General features: G+C 72.1%; 15 protein-coding genes. 8 read left to right on the top strand and 7 right to left on the bottom strand.

Annotated elements, in window-relative coordinates:
- Window positions 1-127 precede the first annotated feature (127 nt).
- From RUR49_RS15260 to RUR49_RS15280, 5 genes are all read right to left on the bottom strand, one after another.
- On the bottom strand, window positions 128-697 hold the full coding sequence (locus tag RUR49_RS15260; protein WP_409147245.1) for a hypothetical protein: 570 nt from the start codon (window positions 695-697) through the stop codon (window positions 128-130).
- A gap of 209 nt (window positions 698-906) precedes the next feature.
- Window positions 907-1752, bottom strand: coding sequence for an N-acetylmuramoyl-L-alanine amidase (locus tag RUR49_RS15265; protein ID WP_409147246.1), 846 nt, complete (start codon window positions 1750-1752; stop codon window positions 907-909).
- A 272-nt stretch (window positions 1753-2024) separates the two neighbouring features.
- The gene (locus RUR49_RS15270; protein WP_409147247.1) at window positions 2025-2393 is read right to left on the bottom strand and encodes a BA14K family protein; all 369 of its coding nucleotides are present in this window, start codon (window positions 2391-2393) and stop codon (window positions 2025-2027) included.
- A gap of 574 nt (window positions 2394-2967) precedes the next feature.
- Window positions 2968-3318, bottom strand: coding sequence for a BA14K family protein (locus tag RUR49_RS15275; RefSeq protein ID WP_409147248.1), 351 nt, complete (start codon window positions 3316-3318; stop codon window positions 2968-2970).
- A gap of 169 nt (window positions 3319-3487) precedes the next feature.
- Window positions 3488-5071 carry a 2-isopropylmalate synthase gene (locus RUR49_RS15280; protein WP_409147249.1) on the bottom strand — a complete coding sequence of 528 codons (1584 nt, stop codon included), beginning with the start codon at window positions 5069-5071 and terminating at the stop codon, window positions 3488-3490.
- Between the two features lie 549 nt (window positions 5072-5620).
- On the opposite strand from RUR49_RS15280, the gene RUR49_RS15285 reads away from it, so the two are divergent.
- The 8 genes from RUR49_RS15285 (at window position 5621) to RUR49_RS15320 (ending at window position 16833) form a co-directional block, all read left to right on the top strand.
- Window positions 5621-6874, top strand: coding sequence for an MFS transporter (locus RUR49_RS15285; RefSeq protein WP_409147250.1), 1254 nt, complete (start codon window positions 5621-5623; stop codon window positions 6872-6874).
- Window positions 6875-6949: 75 nt separating this feature from the next.
- Window positions 6950-7807, top strand: a complete 858-nt coding sequence (locus RUR49_RS15290; protein ID WP_409147251.1) for a helix-turn-helix domain-containing protein — start codon at window positions 6950-6952, stop codon at window positions 7805-7807.
- 159 nt (window positions 7808-7966) lie between these two features.
- A complete protein-coding gene (locus tag RUR49_RS15295; RefSeq protein ID WP_409147252.1) occupies window positions 7967-8380 on the top strand; it encodes a VOC family protein in 414 nt (137 codons plus the stop codon).
- Between the two features lie 76 nt (window positions 8381-8456).
- Window positions 8457-10322: a KUP/HAK/KT family potassium transporter gene (locus RUR49_RS15300; RefSeq protein WP_409147253.1), complete on the top strand. Its 1866-nt coding sequence runs from the start codon at window positions 8457-8459 to the stop codon at window positions 10320-10322.
- A 245-nt stretch (window positions 10323-10567) separates the two neighbouring features.
- Entirely contained in the window at window positions 10568-12769 is a 2202-nt protein-coding gene (locus RUR49_RS15305; protein ID WP_409147254.1) for a diguanylate cyclase, read from the top strand.
- The gene (locus RUR49_RS15310; protein ID WP_409147255.1) at window positions 12766-14430 is read left to right on the top strand and encodes a thiamine pyrophosphate-binding protein; all 1665 of its coding nucleotides are present in this window, start codon (window positions 12766-12768) and stop codon (window positions 14428-14430) included. Before RUR49_RS15305 ends, RUR49_RS15310 begins: the two co-directional genes overlap by 4 nt.
- 144 nt (window positions 14431-14574) lie before the next feature.
- Complete coding sequence (locus tag RUR49_RS15315) at window positions 14575-15669, top strand: NADH:flavin oxidoreductase/NADH oxidase (protein ID WP_409147256.1); 1095 nt, start codon at window positions 14575-14577, stop codon at window positions 15667-15669.
- A 105-nt stretch (window positions 15670-15774) separates the two neighbouring features.
- Window positions 15775-16833, top strand: a complete 1059-nt coding sequence (locus RUR49_RS15320) for a cation diffusion facilitator family transporter (RefSeq protein ID WP_409147257.1) — start codon at window positions 15775-15777, stop codon at window positions 16831-16833.
- 22 nt (window positions 16834-16855) lie between these two features.
- On the opposite strand, the gene RUR49_RS15325 is transcribed toward RUR49_RS15320, so the two are convergent.
- On the bottom strand, window positions 16856-17986 hold the full coding sequence (locus tag RUR49_RS15325; protein ID WP_409147258.1) for a DUF1176 domain-containing protein: 1131 nt from the start codon (window positions 17984-17986) through the stop codon (window positions 16856-16858).
- Window positions 17987-18077: 91 nt separating this feature from the next.
- The gene (locus RUR49_RS15330; RefSeq protein WP_409147259.1) at window positions 18078-19013 is read right to left on the bottom strand and encodes an SGNH/GDSL hydrolase family protein; all 936 of its coding nucleotides are present in this window, start codon (window positions 19011-19013) and stop codon (window positions 18078-18080) included.
- Window positions 19014-19348 lie beyond the last annotated feature (335 nt).

The raw sequence follows: 19348 nt of genomic DNA on the forward strand, positions 1-19348 counted from the left end.
CTCGTGGGGCCACCCATACTTCGTATCGACGCAACAGGGCAACAACGCCGCGCACTTGACCGCTGGCGCTGACAAATCCAAGAAGGCGAAGCCGCCCGTTCGGCTTCGCCTTCCCTTCCCCCCACCCTCACTGGATGGCGGCGAGCGCGTAGGGGCACTCCCAGGTGCTCGCGTCCGGACCGGCCCGGAAGCACAGCTCGCGGTTGGTGATGTCGACGGCGAGTTCGGTCGGGTCGGTTGTCTGGCCGCTGCCGTTCGGGGCGCGGGCGAACAGGATCCGGTCCGGCTCGACAGCCTTGATGACGTGTCGGAACTCGGCGTTGCCGTCGGGCCGCTGCTGGAACTCCCGCCACACGGTCGCGTCGATGCGGGTGATGGTGGCGTTGAGCAGACGGTAGCGGCTGGTCGCGGTGTCGAAATAGGGCGTCTTGAAGGTGATGACGCGGGCGTCGGCGAGGTCGAGGGCACGGCCCGCGCCGACATAGAGCGACACCACCGACAGCCCGAGCGTGCCGAACATCAGCAGCGCCAGCGCCGCGAGGCCGAGCCAGGGCGAGGTCTTCGGGGTCACGGCGAGATAGACGACGGTCGCGACCGCGATGACCAGGCAGACGAGGGCGACGATGCCGAACCGCGACTGGCTCGCCGCACCGATGATCGCCGGAGCATTCTCGACGATCGCTTTCAGAGCATCCATGACGGTTTCCTCCCCCAGGGCGAGGCGAGCCTCGTCCACCGCCCGACGGAGACCCCCGGCGGGGATCCAAGGCCGCAGGCGGCTGGTGGCGGGACGGGCGTCGCCGAGGTGGCGACCGGCACATCCCGCCGAACGCACGCACGTGAGCAAACGCGATAATCGAGCCCGCGGAGACCGGCGTCGACCAGCCGCCGCGGCGGCGGCCGGCCTCAGTCGAGGTCGAGATAGGTGCCGTGCACCCAGCCCTCGTTGTCGCCGGTGGCGACGAGGTACCAGCGCGCCGTCTCCTCGCCGTTGGTGAAGACGCCGGAGCGCAGCACCCTGACCCGTGTGCCCTTCGCCAGCACCTGGATGACATTGTCACCGAGGCTCGGCCAGCGGCGCAAGTTGACGCCGACGGTGGTGACGGCGTCGGTGTCGTCGCCGTGCGCCGGGACGTCCTGCCGACCCATGACGCGGGCACGGACGGCCTCGAGCGGGAACAGCGGGTTGGTGTCGACCTTGCGGCCCGGCGAGATCGCCCAGTGGGTGGTGAGCGCCGCGATCGACGGATAGGCCTCGCGGAGGGCGAGGCAGAGCGCGGCGACCGTCTCGATCTGGGCTTCCGTGTAGGGCATCCACAGGCCGGCGCCGTGCTGCGGCGTGGCGCGATGCTCGATGCCGTGCTCGCCGATCGGGAACACCTGGCCGAACCAGGCGCGGGCACCGTTGCCGACGGCGGGTTGCATGATGCCCGGATTGACGATCTCGATGCCGATCGAGAAGCCGTTGACGTTGGAGCGGCCGTTGAAGCTCGAGGCGCCGGCGTGCCAGGTCGAGATGTTGGTCGGCGCGAGCTGCACGACCTCGCCGGCACGGCCGACGACGAAATGGGCGCTGGCGCGGGCGTCCGGGTTGCACAGCCAGCCCACCGACGAGCGGTGGTCGAGGCGGCCGGCGGTGTCGTGCAGGACGATCGCCTCCGGCGTGATGGTGCCGCCCTTGTTGGGCGTGGCGGTGTAGTCGACGGCACTCGTGCCGCGCTTCACCCGATGATCCTTGACTGCGTAGTGCATGCGAGCCTCCCCGAGGAAATCGAGTGGCGCGCGGAGCCTGCGATCACGGATGTCGGCGGTCGGCCTGCCGGCCTCCCCGCCTCCGGCCTGTGCGGAGCCTCTGGCCCGATGAAGTCATCCGGCCGGCGCACGGCACCTGGCCCGTGTCGTCCCGCGCCACTGTGGGCGCTGGCGATCGGGTGCCGTCTCGCGGCGGAGCCGGGGCCGTCTGGCGTCGCGCCCGCATCGGGCGGTCAGCCGGGCCGAAGGCTCGCCGCGAGACCGCGACCGCGTCAGCGGCAGAAATGACGGCGACCGTCATAGCCGACGAAGGTGCCGGTGCGGGCGTCGAAGGAGCGGTAGCGGTTGGCGCAGTACTCGTACCAGCTGCGCGACCACGGGCGCAGGCCGGCCCGCACCGGACGGGGCGCCGGGGCGTAGTAGTAGCGCGGCTGGGCGAGGGCGCCGCCGACGATGGCACCGGCGGCGAAGCCGAAGGCGCCGGCCGCGGCGGCGTTGCCGCCCCAGTAGTGGTGGTGGCGGTGGCCGGCCTCGGCCTCGCTGGTCGAGGCGGCGATGCCGCCGACGGCGACGGTCGCGCACAGGGCGATCGCGGCGGCGGTCTTCGTGACGAACGTCACATCGATCTTCTTCGTGAACATCTTCGTCGTCCTCTGCTGGAATTCATCTTTACTGAGGAGAGGTCCGTTCGACCCCGTTTCCTCATGTCCAGACGATGCCAGCGGGCGACGTTCCGCGGCGTGACGACGGTCACGTTTGTTCGGTTTGAAGGTTTAGAGGGGAGATAGTCTTCGGCAGGGGGGATTTGTGATGAAGATCACTTTGTGGCGCCCCACCCTCCCCTGGAGGGAGAGGGTCGGCGACCGAAGGTCGCCGGGGTGGGGTGGCGCCGCCGGGAGGCGGCGGAAAGACCTGCAGCCGTGGCTGAGAGCGAAGTCGTAGGCGGGCTCCCGCCCGCGGTCACCCCACCCCGCCGCGCTGCGCGCGTCGACCCTCCCCCTCAAGGGGAGGGTGGCTTCGTCGCGCGGTCTGGGGGCGCCGGTAGTGCCGCCACGCCCGGCTTTGCCGGGCGCCCTCACCCGCCCTTCGGGCACCCTATCCCCGCCTTCGGCCGGGAGAGGGGGAAGACGCGTCCGGCGCCGCGCCGAGCCACCCCCTCCCCACGGCCTATTGCCTACTGCCTGCTCCCCACTGCCGACTGCCGAGAATGCCCCCTCACCGGCAGCGGTAGCGCTTGCCGTCGAAGCCGAGATAGGTGCCGGAGGCGGGGTCGAAGCTGTGGTAGCGGGCGGCGCAGGCCTCGTTCCAGGCGGCGGTGCCGGGCCGCGCCATGATCACCTGCGTCGGCTGCGCCGGCGGGCGCTCGGGCGCCGGCCGCTCCTGCTGGAAGCCGAGGCCGAAGGCGGCGTTGAGCTGGGCGGAGCGCTTCTGGCCACCGCCCTCGGCAAGCGCCGACGTGGCGGCGAGCGGAGCGAGAAGCAGGACGGCGGCGAGGGCCGCGGCGGCCTGGCGGAGGGCGAGGCCAGCGGCGCGGCGAGCGGGGGGACGGCGACGCAAGACGGTCATGCGGACTACTCCCGGAAACGCAAGGGTCCCCCACCATAGGAAAACGCCACCGGAACGCGAAGCTCCGATGGCGGGAGAGTTGTGTTCCGTGCGGGCGAAACAGCCGAGCCGTGCAGCGCGAGGGCGCTTGATGCCCCCGCGGTCTGCGGCGGCTGCCGCGTGCCGGCCCTCAGGAGGCCTTCATCACCTCGGCCGGACGGCCCTTCTGGCGGCGCACCGACAGCTTGTTGAGGGCCGAGACGTAGGCCTTGGCGGAGGCGACCAGCGTGTCGACGTCGGCGCCGCGGCCGTTGACGATCTTGCCGTCCTCCTCGAGGCGGACGGAGACCTCGGCCTGCGCATCGGTGCCCTCGGTGACGGCGTGCACCTGGTAGAGCGACAGCCGCGCCGTGTGCGGGATGATCTCGCGGATGGCGTTGAAGGTGGCGTCGACCGGGCCGGAGCCCGAGGCCTCCTTCGTCACGTGGACGCCCTCGACGTCCATCGTGATGATCGCCTTCTGCGGGCCGCCGGTGCCGGCGATGACGGTGAGCGCGATGACGCGGGCGGTCTCGCTCTGCATCGAGATCTCGTCGTCGACCAGCGCCTCGATGTCCTCGTCGTAGACGAGCTTCTTGCGGTCGGCCAGGTCCTTGAAGCGGCGGAAGACGTCGGAGAAGGCGTTCTCACCCAGCTCGTAGCCGAGCTCCTTCAGCTTCTCGCGCAAGGCGTGGCGGCCGGAGTGCTTGCCCATGACGAGCGAGGTCTGCTTCACGCCGACGTGCTCGGGCCGCATGATCTCGTAGGTCTCGGCGTTCTTCAGGATGCCGTCCTGGTGGATGCCGGACTCGTGGGCGAAGGCGTTCTTGCCGACGATCGCCTTGTTGTGCTGGACGGCGAAGCTCGACACCGCCGAGACGAGCTTGGAGGCCTGCAGCAGCATCGGCGTGACGATGCCGGTCTCGTAGGGCAGCACGTCGGCGCGGGTGCGGATGGCCATCACGACCTCCTCCAGCGCGGCGTTGCCGGCGCGCTCGCCGAGGCCGTTGATGGTGCACTCGATCTGGCGGGCGCCGGCGCGCACGCCGGCGAGCGAGTTCGCCACCGCCAGCCCCAGGTCATCGTGGCAGTGGGTGGAGAACACCGCCTTGTCGGCGTTCGGCACCGTCTCGATCAGCATGCGGATGAGCGCGAAATACTCCTCCGGCGTGGCGTAGCCGACGGTGTCGGGGATGTTGATGGTGGTGGCGCCGGCCTTGATCGCCGCCTCGACGCAGCGGCACAGGAAGTCGTGCTCGGTGCGGGTGGCGTCCATCGCCGACCACTCGACGTCCTCGACGTGGTTGCGGGCGCGGGTGACGGAGGCGACGACGCGCTCGTAGACCTGCTCCTTGTCCAGCTGCAGCTGGAACTCGCGGTGCAGCGGCGAGGTGCCGATGAAGGTGTGGATGCGGCCGCGCTGGGCCGGCTTGATCGCCTCGGCGGCGCGGTCGATGTCGCCGAAGGCGGCGCGGGCGAGGCCGCAGACGACGGCCCGCTCGATGCGCTTGGCGATCTCCTGGACGGCCTCGAAGTCGCCGATCGAGGCGATCGGGAAGCCGGCCTCGATGACGTCGACGCCCATCGCGTCGAGGAGCTCGGCGACCTGGATCTTCTCTTCCAGCGTCATCGAGGCGCCCGGCGACTGCTCGCCGTCGCGCAAGGTGGTGTCGAAGATGACGACGCGGTCGCGGGTGCCGGATACGGGCGTGGAGGCTGCGGAGGGGGCGTTCATCGGGTGTCTCGTCTGCTGGTCGGTCGCGGCCGCGGCTCATGCGCGGCGGACCTCTGGTCTCTGTCGTCCTGTGGCGGTCTTCGACCCCTGAGTGCCTGCCCGTATGCGGGCCAGCCGGCTCTCAGGGGCGGCTAAGGAGGAGCGGAAGGGCGAGCAGACGCGCACGCGCGCCGAGGCGGCCACCCGGAAGGGCGGCGTTCGGCAGCAGCAGAAGGCGGGTCGTGCGCTCGGACACGGTTCCAGATCTCTGATGGGGCGACGGCAGCATCGGCGCCCACGACGACGGCAGCGAAGAAACGACAACTCGGAAGCGCCCGCAAGCCGCCACGGACGCAACCGGCGGCCGCGCGGGCGAAATGCCGCACGGCCTCCCGGAGCCATAGCCGATCGCGGTCGATCCGGCAACCGGCGCGCGCCGTAAGATTGCCGACACGGCGACGCTCAAGTATACACGCCCTTCGGGCGCCGCTCCCGCCGCCCTCAGCCGACGGTCCCGCGCGCCACCTCCGCGCCGACTGCCCCGCTGCGTCGTCCAGGAAAGTCGCCGTCGTGAGCGTCAACGCCGAAGACCCGAACGCCCCCGTGCTGCCGTCGCTGACCGCCGCCGCCCCCGCCGCCGCGGCCGAGCGGACCGCCGTCGGCGTGCTTCTGGCGATCAGCGCCGCGCATCTGCTCAACGACGCGGTGCAGTCGCTGATCCCGGCGATCTATCCGATCCTGAAGGACAACTATCAGCTCGACTTCTTCCAGATCGGCCTGATCTCGCTCGCCTTCCAGCTGACGGCGTCGCTGCTGCAGCCCTTCGTCGGCATGTTCACCGACAAGTATCCGCAGCCCTATTCGACCGCCGTCGGCATGGCCTTCACGCTGACCGGCCTCGTCTGGCTCGCCTTCGCGCACTCCTACCTGGCGCTGATCGCGGCGGTGGCGGTGATCGGCATCGGTTCGTCCGTGTTCCACCCCGATTCCGCCCGCATGGCGCGCACCGCCGGCGCCGGGCGGCACGGGCTGGCGCAGTCGGTGTTCCAGGTCGGCGGCAATGTCGGCCAGGCGCTCGGGCCGCTGCTCGCCGCCTTCATCGTTCTGCCGCTCGGCCAGGACTCGATCGCCTGGATGGCGCTGCTGCCGCTCGCCGCCATGGTGATCCTCGCCCGCATCGGCGCCTGGTATGCCGCCAAGCGCCGCGCGCTCGCCGCCCGCGGCGGCGGCAAGGCGGTGGCGAAGATGCTCTACTCATCCACCAAGGTGCGGTGGATCATCTTCGTGCTGGCGCTGCTGGTGTTCTCGAAGTTCGTCTACTCGGTGAGCCTCGGCAACTACCTGACGTTCTACCTGATGGACAAGTTCGCGCTTCCCGTGCAGGACGCGCAGCTCTACCTGTTCCTCTTCCTCGGGGCGAACGCCGCCGGCGGCCTGCTCGGCGGCCCGGCCGGCGACCGCTTCGGCCGGCGCGTGGTGATCTGGTTCTCGGTGCTCGGCGCCATCCCGTTCGCGCTGCTGCTCCCCTATGCGGACCTGTTCTGGACGGCGACCTTGATGGTGATCATCGCGCTGATCATCTCGTCCTCGTTCACCTCGATCGTCGTCTATGCCCAGGAGCTCGTGCCCGGCCGGGTCGGCGCGATCAACGGGCTGTTCTTCGGGCTGTCGTTCGGCCTGTCGGGCATCGGCGCCGCGGCGCTCGGCTGGCTCGCCGACGAGACCTCGATCCGCTTCGTCTACCAGGCCGTCGCCTTCCTGCCGCTGCTCGGCCTCGTCTGCGTGCTGCTGCCGAACATCGAGCGCGGCTACCCGGTGCGGTAGCAAGCGGCCGCGTGACGGCGGCGGCCGGGCGGCGTAGGCTTGGCCTCCACGCCACCGACGCTGAGGAGGCGCGCGATGTCCGGCGGACCGCCGATCGCGCTCAGGCGCCACGACGGGCCGGAGCACCGCTTCGAGATCGCCACGCGCGCCCCGGCCGCGGCGCTCGCCGGCCTCGTGCGCGGCTATGTCGGCTACACCGAGCACGCCGCCCACGCGGTGCGGCGCCTGCAGGTGCCGTTCACCGGGCTGCCGCTGATCATCTCCTTCGGACCCGTGATCGACGTCGCCCCCACGGGTGCGCCGGAGCGCGGGCGACGGGTGACGAGCTTCCTCGCCGGGCTGCACGACCACGCCGTCGTCACCGCCTACGCCGGCCCGCAGGCGGGCGTGCAGGCGGACCTGACGCCGCTCGGCGCCGCCGTGCTGTTCTCCGGGCAGGCAGCGGAAGCGGCCAACCACGTCGTCGATCTCGCCGACCTCCTCGGGGCCGAGGCGGGGCGGCTCGAAGAGCGGCTGGCGCTGTCGCCGGACTGGGCGGCGCGCTTCGACCTCCTCGATGGCGTGCTGACGGCGCGGCTTGCCGCCACGCGGCGGCCGGCCCCGGCGGTGAGGCACGCCCTCGCCCGCATCCTTTCGAGCCATGGCGCCGTGCCGATCGCCCGTTTGGCGGACGAGGCCGGCTGGAGCCGCAAGCATCTCGCTTCCCGCGTCCGCGCCGAGCTCGGCCTCGCCCCGAAGACGCTCGCCCGCATCGCCCGCTTCGAGCGCGCGGTCGGCCTCATCGGCGCCGCGACGTCGCTCGCCGACCTTGCGGCGGCCTGCGGCTATGCCGACCAGGCCCACCTCGGCCACGAGTTCCGGGCCCTCGCCGGAACGACCCCCGGCGCCTATGCGGCAGCACTCGGCACGGGCGGCCTCGGCGTCGCCGCCTGAAGCCCCCGGCTGATCGCGTCGCGCACTGAGGTTCCATTCCGACAAGACGGCACCGCGGGAACCGGCGACCGTCCACGCCGTTGCCCGCGCGGGCGGGCAGTCCGCCCCAGGGACGGGACCCTGCGCGGCCGAAACGGCCGCACGCAAAGGAGCCAGCCGATGACCTCCGATTCCGACCGACCGACCCCGACGATCTTTCCGGCGATGAAGTTCCGCGACGGCCACGCCGCCATCGACTGGCTGGAAACGGCCTTCGGCTTCCGACGCCACGCCGTTCACGCCGCGCCGGACGGCACCGTCGCCCATGCCGAGCTCACCCTCGGCGACGACGGCATGATCATGCTCGGCGGCGAGCCGCGCACGCCGGACCCGGACAATCCCTGGGCGAGCGCCAAACTCGGCCTCTATGTGCACGTCGACGACATCGATGCCCACTACGAGCGGGCCAAGGCGGCCGGTGCCGTCATCGTGCGCGAGCTCGCCGACACGCCCTACGGCTCGCGCGAATATTCCTGCCGGGATCCCGACGGCCACCTGTGGAGCTTCGGCACCTACCACCCGAAGCGCGCCTGACATCCCGCCAAGCGGTTGTGCGGGCGAGCGAACCGGCTAATCTCGCCGCGGTGCAGCACGGGCGGCGGGGAACGGCATGCAGACGTCGAAGACACGGCTGCCGCTGACCGTGGCGGCTCTCGGCATCGTCTTCGGCGATATCGGCACCAGTCCGCTCTACGCCTTCCGCGAGGCGGCCACGGCGGCGCCCGACCTCGCCATCGCCTCCATCCTCGGCGTGCTGTCGCTCGTCGTCTGGGCGATCGTGCTGTCGGTCGGCGTGAAATATGTCGGGCTGGTGCTGCGGCTCGACAACGACGGCGAGGGCGGCGTCCTCGCCCTCGCCAACCTGCTGAAACTCAACCGGCGCGAGGACAATCCCTCGCGCTGGCTGGTGATCGTGGCGCTGGTCGGCGCCGCCATGCTGTTCGGCGACGGCGTCATCACCCCGGCGATCTCGGTCCTGTCGGCGATCGAGGGACTGGAGTTCGCGGCACCGAGCCTGACGCCCTATGTGGTGCCGCTGACGGTGGCGGTGCTCGCCGGCTTCTTCCTGTCGCAACGCGCCGGAACGCACCGCATCGGCGCCCTGTTCGGGCCGGTGATGCTGGTGTGGTTCGCGGTTCTGGCGGTGCTCGGCCTCGTCGCCATCGCCGGCAATCCGCACGTGCTCGTGGCGCTCGACCCGCGCCACGGGCTCGCGCTGCTGTCGAGCGACCCTGCCCGGGCCGGTATCATCCTGGCCGCCGTGTTCCTCGCCATCACCGGCGGCGAGGCGCTCTATGCCGACCTCGGCCAGTTCGGCCGGCCGGTGATCGCACGCGCCTGGTTCTTCGTGGCGATGCCGGCGCTGGTGCTGAACTATTTCGGCCAGGGCGCGCTGGTGCTCGCCGACCATGACGCCCTGCGCAACCCGTTCTACCTGCTGGCGCCCGGGTGGATGCAGCTGCCGCTGCTGCTGCTCGCCACCCTCGCCACCGTGATCGCCTCGCAGGCGGTCGTGACCGGTGTCTTCAGCCTCGCCAAGCAGGCGATGGAGACGGGCTTCCTGATGCCGGTCTCCATCACCCACACCACCGACCAGAACGAGAGCCACGTCTACATCGGCAGCCTCAACGTGCTGCTCGCGGTGCTGTCGATCGCCACCGTCATCGGCTTCCGCTCCTCCGATGCGCTGGCCGATGCCTACGGGCTGGCGGTGGCGACCGCGATGATCACCACGACGATCCTGTTCGTCGCCGCCCAGATCATGCTGCGGCGGTGGTCGCGCTCTGCCGCGATCGCAGTCGGGGTGGCGCTGCTCGCTCTCGACCTCGCTTTCTTCCTGCCCAACACCAGCAAGTTCGAGACCGGCGGCTGGCTGCCCGTCTCGCTCGCCGCGGTGGTGCTTCTGGTGATGTCGGCGTGGCGCTTCGGCACCGGCCGCACGATCACGGCACTCGACGAGCGGGCCCGCGACCTCGCCGACGAGGCGGCGCTGTTCGACGCGGCCACGCCGACATTGGAGCGGCCGGTGGCGTTCCTGTCGCGCTCCGGCACGGCCGTGCCCGTCGCGCTCGCCCGCCTCAACGAGCAGATCGGTGCCGTCTTCGCGCGCGCCGTCGTCGTCTCGGTGCGGGTCATGGGCCGGCCGCGCATCCCGGCGGTCGAGCAGATCACGGTGGAGCGGCTCGGCGCCCGGGTCGCCCGCATCGAGCTCAGGTTCGGCTACATGCAGATCGTCGACCTGCCGGCGACCATCGCGCCGGCTCTTCACGATCTCGGCATCGACCCGGCGGCGGTGGTCTATGTCACCGGCACCGAGCGGCCGCTGATGCCCGTGCGCATCCGCTCGCCCGACGACGTTCTATGGGCGATCTTCGTGGTTCTGCAGCGCAACGGCGCCCGCCCCGCCGACCGCTTCGCCCTGCCGCCGGAACGCACCCTGGAGGTGGGATACCGGATCGCCCCCGGCGGGGGCTGATGCCTCCGGCAAGCAACCGATCTGTGAATCGGCCCGGCAATTGTCCTATTGTCTTCCGATAAGACGGGGCGACCGTCGACGCGTGGGCGGGGGCCCGCGTCGGCGCCTATCGGCGACCGCCTCGCGCAAGCCAGCGCGGGCAGACGGAAACAGGACGCCGGAAGGGACCAAGGGGCGGGATGGGCGTGGGGGGCGTAGGCAGGCTGAAGCATTTTCTCGGCAGCATCCATGGGCGGATGCTGTCGATGGGCGTCGTCATCATGGTGCCGTGCGCCGTGCTGATCGGCCTGATGATCGTCGACACCAACAATTCCCGTCACATGATCCGCAACGAGAACCTGAAGGCCGAGGCCCAGGTGATCGCAGTGGACCTGCAGCGCACCATCGGCTCGGTCGAGGACATGCTCTTCACCGTGGTGGCGAGCAACCAGCTGCAGGGAACCCGCCTCGGCTCCTGCCCGGAGCTGCTCTCCGTCATCGCCGGCAAGTACGACCTGTTCAGCAGCCTCTCGGTGCTGACGACGGGCGGCGATCCCATCTGCTCGATCGGCGGCAGCCAGTCCGCCAACCTCGCCGACCGCGCCTATTTCCGGGACGCCCTGCAGTCGCGCAACGTCCAGGTCGGGACCGCGGTGATCGGGCGGCTCTCCGGCAAGCCGGTCGTGCCGGTGGCGATCCAGTTCGAGGGCCCCGCCGGAGGGATCGAGGGCGTCCTGGTCGCCGGCGTCGACCTGCAGCGCTTCCTCGACACGACGACGCTGCAGGCGACCATCTCCGCCCACGACGTGACCCTGTGGGCGAGCGACGGCATGGTGCTGGCGCGGTCGCCGGTCGCCGGGGATCTCGTCGGCAAGCCGCTGCCAGACCGTGAGCGCGTGGTGTTTCTGGACGGGCTGCGCGATCCCGCAGCGATCGGCGCCGGCCAGCTGTCGAGCGACGCAGAGGTCTATGCCACGGCGTCCGTGGACGCGTTCGGCCAGACCCTGTTCGTCACCGTCGGCGACGACGCCCGGGTCCTCTATGCGGAAGCGCGGTCGATGGCGGTGCGGTCGGGCATCGGCGTCACCATCCTGCTCGCGGTGGTGCTGGCGCTGAGCTTCACGCTCGCGAGCTGGTCGGTGCGCCAGCCCGTCGGCCGCCTGGTGCGGGCGGCCGAGCGGCTGACGCGGGGCGAGACGGGCGTGCGGGTCGGCGAGGTCGGCGGCGCCGACGAACTGCGCCGCCTCGGCGAGGCCTTCGACGAGATGGCGGCGACGCTGGAGGAGCGGCAACAGGCCTCGGAGAGGGCCGAGGGTGAGCTGCGGCGTGTGCTGGATGATCTCGAGCACCGGGTCGAGGAGCGGACGCGCGAGCTCTCGGCGGTCTCGGCCGAAGCAACCGGTCGCGCCCAGGCCCTGGAGGCGCGCAAATATTTCGATGAGACGCTCGCCCGCGTCACCGAGCTCATCCAGGCCTGCCAGACGATGGACGAGGCCATGCACGTCCTCGAGACGACGATGCCGGACCTCACCCTCGGCCGGCGGGGCGCTGCCGCCCTGCTGCGCCAGAGCCGGGACGTGCTGGAGGAAGCGGCGCGCTGGGGCGAAGGCATCGCCGGCGAGACGACCTATGTTCCCGACGCCTGCTGGTCGCTGCGGCTCGGGCGCCCCTATTCCCACGTGCCCGGCTATGGCGGGCCCGGCTGCCGCCACGTGCACGAGACCGGCGATGGGCACGTTTGCCTGCCGGTGTTCGTGCAGGGCCAGACGCTCGGCGTCATCACCATCTCCACCGGCGGGATGGGTCCGGAGGCGGCCGGGCGCTTCCTCAACGACATGGAGACGGCGATCGCCTCGATCGGCCTCGCCCTCTTCAACGTGCGCCTGCGCCAGTCGCTGCGCGAGCTGTCGATCCGCGACCCGCTCACCGGCCTGCACAACCGCCGCTTCGCCGAGGAGGTGCTGGACAAGGAGTTCGCCCGCGCCCGCCGCTCCGGCGTGCCGTTCTCCGTGCTGATGATGGATGTCGACCATTTCAAGCGATTCAACGACAGTCACGGTCACGAGGCGGGTGACCGCGTGCTGAAGGAAGTGGGCCAGCTGATCGCCAGCGAGTTCCGCGAGGGCGACGTCGGCTGCCGCTTCGGAGGAGAGGAGTTCCTGGTGCTGCTGCACGAGACCGACGCCGCCGAGGCGTTCGAGCGCGCCGACCATTTCCGCAAGGCGCTGAAGGCGGCGCCGGTGGTGCACGCCGGCGAAATGCTGGGCCCCGTGACGATCTCGATCGGCGTCGCCGAGGCGCCGCGCGACGGCGCGAGCCCGCTCGCGGTGGTCGCCGCCGCCGACGCCGCCCTCTACCGGGCGAAGGCGGCCGGACGCGACCGCGTCGTCGTCACCGAGGACCCGCGGTCGAGGGCGGCCGATCTCGCCACCGGGGGCGCCCCCGCCGGCATGCTGGTGGCCTCGTGACGGGCCCCGCCGACGCCCGCACGGGCGCGCGCCTGCTCGTCGACCAGCTCGCCATCCAGGGCGTGCGCCGCGTCTTCGGCGTGCCGGGCGAGAGCTACCTCGCCGTGCTCGATGCCCTCTGCGACAGCGACATCGAGTTCGTCGTCTGCCGACAGGAGGGCGGCGCGGCGATGATGGCGGAGGCCGACGGCAAGCTCTCGGGCCGGCCGGGCATCGCCTTCTGCACGCGCGGACCGGGCGTCACCAACGCCAGCGCCGGCGTCCACATCGCCGAGCAGGACGGCACGCCGATGATCCTGTTCGTCGGCCAGATCGAAACCGGCATGCGCCACCGCGGCGCCTTCCAGGAGGTCGACTACAAGGCAGTCTTCGGCACGCTCGCCAAGTGGGCGGTGGAGATCGACGATCCGGCGCGCGTGCCGGAGCTCGTCGCCCGGGCGTTCCGCGTCGCCATGCAGGGCCGGCCGGGGCCGGTGGTGGTGGCGCTGCCGGAGGACATGCTGACGGGCGTCGCGGAGGCGGCCGACGCACCACGCGTCGAGGCGGTGGAGACGTGGCCGGGCCTCGCCGACATGGCGCGGCTGCAGAAGCGGCTGTGGGCGGCGGAGCGGCCGATGGTGGTGCTCGGCGGCGGCCGCTGGTCGGAGGCGGCGGTGGCGGCCACCGTGCGCTTCGCCGAACGCTTCGAGCTGCCGGTGGCCGTCACCTTCCGGCGGCAGATGCTGTTTCCGGCCGACCACCCGAACTACGCCGGCGACCTCGGCCTCGGCGTCAACCCGAAGCTGCTCGCCCGCATCCGCGACGCCGACCTGCTCCTTGTCGTCGGCGATCCGCTGTCGGAGGTGCCATCGCAGTCGTACACGCTGATGGCCCCCGGCGCGCCGCTGCCGGCGCTCGTGCACGTGCTGCCGGACGCCGATGGGCTCGGCAAGGTCTACCAGCCCTCGCTCGCCATCAATGCGAGCCCGCAGGCCTTCGCCGCCGCGCTCGAAGGCCTGCAGCCGCCGACGGCGATCGGCTGGGGCGAGGCGACCCGCACCGCCCGCGCCGACTATCTCGCCTGGAGCGAGACGGTGCCGGCGCACCCGGGCACCTTCCAGATGGCGGCCGTGGTGGCGGCGCTCCGGGCGCTGCCGGAGGACGCCATCCTCACCAACGGCGCCGGCAACTACGCGATCTGGCTGCACCGCTTCCACCGCTTCCGCCGCTACGGCACGCAGGTGGCGCCCACGTCCGGCTCGATGGGCTACGGCCTGCCGGCGGCGATCGCGGCGAAGCTCGCTCATCCCGACAAGGTGGTGGTGGCGCTGGCCGGCGACGGCTGTTTCCAGATGACCAGCCAGGAACTCGCCACCGCGATGCAGGCAGGGGCGGCCGTGGTGGTGGTCGTCATCGACAACGGCATCTACGGCACCATCCGCATGCACCAGGAGCGCGCCTATCCCGGCCGCGTCTCCGGCACGACGATGAAGAACCCGGACTTCGCCGCCCTCGCCCGCGCCCACGGCGCCCACGGCGCGACGGTGGAGACGGGCGAGGATTTTGCGCCGGCGCTCGCCGCCGCGATCGCCTCGCGCAGGCCGGCGCTGCTGCACGTCAAGCTCGACCCGCAGGCGATCACGCCGACGAAGTCGATCGACGACCTGCGCGCCGGGGGGTGAGCGGGCTCAGGGCCGGCCCTCGCTGCAGAGCCGCCCCGCGCCGGCGCGGCTGGCACGGCGATAGTGGCTCGTCTAGGGTCGCCACCTCCGGCCGCGCCTCCCCGCCGGCCGACGCCTCCTCGTTTCCCAAGTCCGGATGACGCCATGACCGCAGCCCTGCTGACGCCGTTCGACATCGGACCGGTGACGCTGAAGAACCGCATCGTCGTCGCGCCGATGTGCCAGTATTCCGCCGACGACGGCTCCGCGAACGACTGGCACCACCAGCACCTGATGACGCTCGCGATGTCCGGCGCCGGCCTCGTCGTCGTCGAGGCGACGGCGGTGGAGCGGCGCGGCCGCATCACCCATGGCTGCCTCGGGCTCTACAGCGACGACAACGAGGCGGCCTTGAAGCGCGTCATCGACGCGGCGAAGCGGGTGGCCCCGCCGGGCACGAAGTTCGGCATCCAGATCGGCCACGCCGGTCGCAAGGCCTCCACGGCGCGCCCCTGGGAGGGCGATCACGGCCTGAAGCCGGGCGAGGACCCATGGGCGACGGTCGCCGCCTCGGCGCTGCCGCTGACGCCCGACCGGCCGGCTCCGGAGGCGCTCGACGCGGCCGGTATCGCCCGCACCGTCGCCGCGTTCGTCCAGGCGGTGGAGCGCGCGGCGCGCATCGGCTTCGACGTCGTCGAGCTGCACTGCGCCCACGGCTACCTGATCAACTCGTTCCTCTCGCCGCTGTCGAACGTCCGCGAGGACGGCTATGGCGGCTTGTTCGAGAACCGCACCCGCTTCCTGCGCGAGGTCGTCTCGGCCGTGCGGAAGGCGCTGCCGGCGCGGATCCCGCTCGGCGCGCGCATCTCGGCGACCGACTGGACCCCCGGCGGCCTCGACGGCGACGACGCCGTGGCGATCGCCAAGGTCCTGAAGGCGGAGGGCGTCGTCTATGTCTGCGCCTCGACCGGCGGCATCAACCCGACGGCCAAGGTGCCGGCGGCGCCGCTGTTCCAGGTGCCGTTCGCCGAGCGCATCCGCAAGGAGGCCGGCGTCGCGAGCCGCGCCGTCGGCATGATCACCACGCCAGCCGAGGCCGAGGCGATCGTCGCCGACGGCCGGGCGGACCTGGTGGCGCTCGCCCGCGGCTTCCTCGCCGACCCGCGCTGGGGCCTGCGCGCCACGGCGGCGCTCGGCGGCAAGCCCGAGCTGCCGCCGCAGTATCTGCGCGCGGCGCGGCTGCTGTCGCCGCACGGCTGAGCGGGCGGGCGGAAGCCTCTGCCTTCCGGGGAGGTTCGAGCCGGCGAGCCTTGCCGGTCAGCCCGGCTTCTGGCTCTCTCGCGCCACAGCACCGAGGGTACGCCGATGAGTTCGCACGACCACCGCGACGATGACGGCAAGCCGCCGGCGGGCCACGACCACGCGGCCCACGCCGGCCACGCGCACCACGACCACGACGGGCCGGGTCACGCCGGGCATGACCATGCCGGCCACTCCCATGCCGGCCATTCGCACGGCTCCAGCGGGCACGCGGGGCATTCGCACGGCTCGTCGAGCGAGACGCGGACTGCGATCGCGGCGCTGATCACCGTGTCGTTCATGTTCGTCGAGGCGGTCGGCGGCGTGCTGTCGGGTTCGCTGGCGCTGCTCGCCGACGCCGCCCACATGCTGACCGACGCGGTGGCGCTGGCGCTCGCCTGGTGGGCCTTCCGCATGGTTCGGCGGCCGGCCTCGGCGACGATGAGCTACGGCCACCACCGCATGACGGTGCTGGTCGCCTTCGCCAACTCCGTGGCGCTGCTGCTGCTCACCGCCTGGATCGTCATCGAGGCCGTGCAGCGCTTCACCGAGCCGGTGGCGATCGACGCCGAGACGATGGGCATCGTCGCGCTCCTCGGCCTCGGCGCCAACATCGCCGCGTTCTTCGTGCTCGCCGGCGGCGAGCGCAACATGAACATCCGCGGCGCCATCCTGCACGTGCTCTCCGACCTGCTCGGCTCGGTCGGCGCGGTGATCGCGGCGCTGGTCATCTGGCTCACCGGCTGGGTGCCGATCGACCCGATCCTGTCGCTGGTGGTGGCGGGATTGCTGCTGCGCGCGACGTTCTCGCTGATGCGCGAATCCGCCCATGTGCTGCTCGAGGGCGCGCCCGCGGGGGCGGAGGGACCGGCGATCGCCGCCGATCTCGCCGCGACCGTGCCGGGGGTCGAGGAGGCCCATCACGTGCACGCCTGGACGCTCGCCGAGGGCCGCCTCAACGCGACGCTGCACGTCGTCGTCGCCGAGGGGATGGAAACGGCGCCGGTGGTGCGCAAGGTCAAGGCGCGGCTCGCAGAGCGGTTCGCTATCGCCCACGCCACCGTCGAGGCGGAGCGCCCGGGCGACTGCGCCGACGGCCACGCGGGAAAGCCGGCGACGCCCTAGCTGGACCGTTGCCTCGCGCGCCTCAGCGGCGGCGGGCGGTGTAGAGCACCGGCCAGTCGTCCGCCGGCACGCCCATGCAGGTGTCCATCGCGGCGTACGTGAGGGCGCGGAAGCGCTCGCCGTCGAACACAAACTCCGCCAACCCGCCGCAATCGCCGATGCCGCGGCCCTTCGAGAAGGCCGACAGCACCATGCCGTCGTCGGAGAGGCCGGGGTTGACGAGGGCGGCGTAATCGTCGTCCTCGCCCATCGACATGACGGCGCCGGCGCCGGGCACCTCGAAGCGCGCCGGCTGCGGCTTGCCCGCGCCGGCGACCCAGAACTCGTAGGTGAAGTTGTAGGCGCCGGCGCTGACGCAGACGCCCCACAAGGTGCGGTCGCCCGCGAGCGTCACGGCCATTTCCTTCGGGTCGATCGGGCAGTCGTCGGCGCTGGCGGCGGGGATGCCGGCCGGGCGGCGCTTCGGCGGCGGCGAGAGCTCGCTCATCGCGACCGCCGTGACGACCGGGGCGGCCGGGGCCGCCGGGACCTTGCTCGCGGCAGCGGAGCCAGTGGCGACCAGCGCCGTGACGCCGCCGGCGCGGCCCTGCTCCGCATCCATGTAGCGCAGGCTCGCCGACGAGCCGGACAGCGAGACGGGCGAGGACGACAGGCTCTTGCTGCCATCGAGCAGTTCAACGGTAAGCCCCTTCGCCGGCAGCAGGGCAGCGATCACGGCGGCCGCGTCACTGCCGGTGAGGCGGGCGCGGACGAAGTCGCCGTCGAGCTCGGCCGTGAACACGTCAGACGGCAGGCCGGGCCCCTTGCCGCCGTCGAGCCGGAGGCGCAGACGTGGCGCGGCCGGCGTCGTCTCGGCATAGACGACGACGCTCACCTCCGGCGCGGCGGCCGGTCCGGCGGCGCGGGCGATCTTGACGAAGGCGGAGCCGGCGCCGTCCGCCGGCGCCATCCCGAGGGCGGTGCAGGCGAGCGTGTTGTCGCAGCCGATCACCCAGTCGCGGAAGGTCTTCAATTCCCCGGCGCGGTCGGCGGCCAGCGCCGGACCGCCGGCCGCGAGAAGCGCCGCGATGGCGAAGGCTGCGAGGCCGTTCGACGCCCGGCCTGGCGCGTGCACGGGCTGGCCGGTGCCGGTGGTGGTGCCGATCGTGACCATGCTCGCCCTCGCGTGCTCGTCGCGCCGCCGCCCGGCGCGCCGCCGAAGGTAGCGAGCGCGGCCGGCGCGGCAAAGACCCCGCGTATCGCCGCTACTGCACCATCGCCGCTGTCGCCTCCACCGGGGCGGCGGCGCTCTTCACCGGGGTCGGGGCGGCCGTGCCGGCGCCCAGCGCCGAGATCGCCGGCCCGACCGGTGCCGTCGGGGCGGGCGTGGCCGCGGCGGCGGACGTGGCCGCCGTACCCGTGCCGGTGGCCGGCGCCGACGCCTCGCTCCAGCGGGCGGCGAGGCTGCCCGCGATCATGCCGGCGATGCACTCGTAGCCCTGGTCGTTCATGTGGAAGGCGTCGCGCCACAGCATCGACACCGGCTGCGGCCGGCCCGCCCAGTAGCGCATCGCATCATAGCGGCGCACCAGCGGCACGCCCCGGCGGGCGGCGAGGTCGGCGATCACGGTCACCGCCTGCCGGTAGCCGGCGTTGTCGGCGATGCGCGGATAGAACTGCGGGTCCATCAGCACCGCGTCGATGCCCTGGGCCTCGAGCCAGACCAGCCCGTCCTCGACGATCGCGGCCATGGTGTCGAGGCCGACGCCGCGCACGGCGTCGTTGGTGCCGACCTGCCAGATGACGAGGTCCGGCCTTACCGCGGCGACTTCGGTCCTGAGGCGCGCGGCGGTGGTGGCGACCACCTCGCCGCCGACGCCGCGGTTGACCACCCGAACGGCCGCGCCGGGAACGCGGGAGGCGAGGTGGACGGCGAGGCGGGCGGGATAGGTGTGGCCGGCATCGGACGCGCCGACGCCTTCGGTCGAGGAGGAGCCGATCGCGAGGATCGTCGCCGCGCCGCCGCTGGCGATGCGGGCGCGGGTGCGCTCGAGGCCGCCGGTGAAGCCGAGGAGCTCCTGCGGAACGGCACAGGCGTCGACGCCGTCGCCGGCGCGGGCCGGGTCGGCAAACGACAGGGCGATCACGGTCGCAAGGGAGAGGAGCGCGGCCGAGAGGCGGCCGACACGCGGACGGAACATGCAGTATCTCCGACGGCGGCGCCGAGCCAGCGCCACCGGGTACTCGAGACATCCCCGCGGGAAACCGGCTAACACGATGGCCGCCGCACCACCATGCATGGTTCCATCACGAAGGTTCACATTCCGTTTCGGCGCTGCAAGGCGGCGTGCGTGGCGCCCCCATTTCGCCGGACGCGTCCCACGCGGAACGCCATGCCCCCGGTGGCGCCCTCCGGGAAACCCCGCGGCTCGCCGCCGGGGCGCCGCTGCGATAGGCTTCCGGCCGCCTTCGAAACGAGTGAGTGCCGTAGCAGGCGGACGATGCCGGCCGCGGTTCCGACAAACGGGAGAGCCAC

Source organism: Pseudoxanthobacter sp. M-2 (assembly GCF_046156265.1).
In the GTDB taxonomy this organism is placed as follows: Bacteria; Pseudomonadota; Alphaproteobacteria; order Rhizobiales; family Segnochrobactraceae; genus CAMDHY01.

Bases quoted from the DNA above. Each gene is read 5' to 3' on its own strand.
- RUR49_RS15260 (WP_409147245.1), bottom strand. From the start codon at position 697: ATGGATGCTCTGAAAGCGATCGTCGAGAATGCTCCGGCGATCATCGGT.
- RUR49_RS15265 (WP_409147246.1), bottom strand. From the start codon at position 1,752: ATGCACTACGCAGTCAAGGATCATCGGGTGAAGCGCGGCACGAGTGCC.
- RUR49_RS15270 (WP_409147247.1), bottom strand. From the start codon at position 2,393: ATGTTCACGAAGAAGATCGATGTGACGTTCGTCACGAAGACCGCCGCC.
- RUR49_RS15275 (WP_409147248.1), bottom strand. From the start codon at position 3,318: ATGACCGTCTTGCGTCGCCGTCCCCCCGCTCGCCGCGCCGCTGGCCTC.
- RUR49_RS15280 (WP_409147249.1), bottom strand. From the start codon at position 5,071: ATGAACGCCCCCTCCGCAGCCTCCACGCCCGTATCCGGCACCCGCGAC.
- RUR49_RS15290 (WP_409147251.1), top strand. From the start codon at position 6,950: ATGTCCGGCGGACCGCCGATCGCGCTCAGGCGCCACGACGGGCCGGAG.
- RUR49_RS15295 (WP_409147252.1), top strand. From the start codon at position 7,967: ATGACCTCCGATTCCGACCGACCGACCCCGACGATCTTTCCGGCGATG.
- RUR49_RS15300 (WP_409147253.1), top strand. From the start codon at position 8,457: ATGCAGACGTCGAAGACACGGCTGCCGCTGACCGTGGCGGCTCTCGGC.
- RUR49_RS15305 (WP_409147254.1), top strand. From the start codon at position 10,568: ATGGGCGTCGTCATCATGGTGCCGTGCGCCGTGCTGATCGGCCTGATG.
- RUR49_RS15315 (WP_409147256.1), top strand. From the start codon at position 14,575: ATGACCGCAGCCCTGCTGACGCCGTTCGACATCGGACCGGTGACGCTG.
- RUR49_RS15320 (WP_409147257.1), top strand. From the start codon at position 15,775: ATGAGTTCGCACGACCACCGCGACGATGACGGCAAGCCGCCGGCGGGC.
- RUR49_RS15325 (WP_409147258.1), bottom strand. From the start codon at position 17,986: ATGGTCACGATCGGCACCACCACCGGCACCGGCCAGCCCGTGCACGCG.
- RUR49_RS15330 (WP_409147259.1), bottom strand. From the start codon at position 19,013: ATGTTCCGTCCGCGTGTCGGCCGCCTCTCGGCCGCGCTCCTCTCCCTT.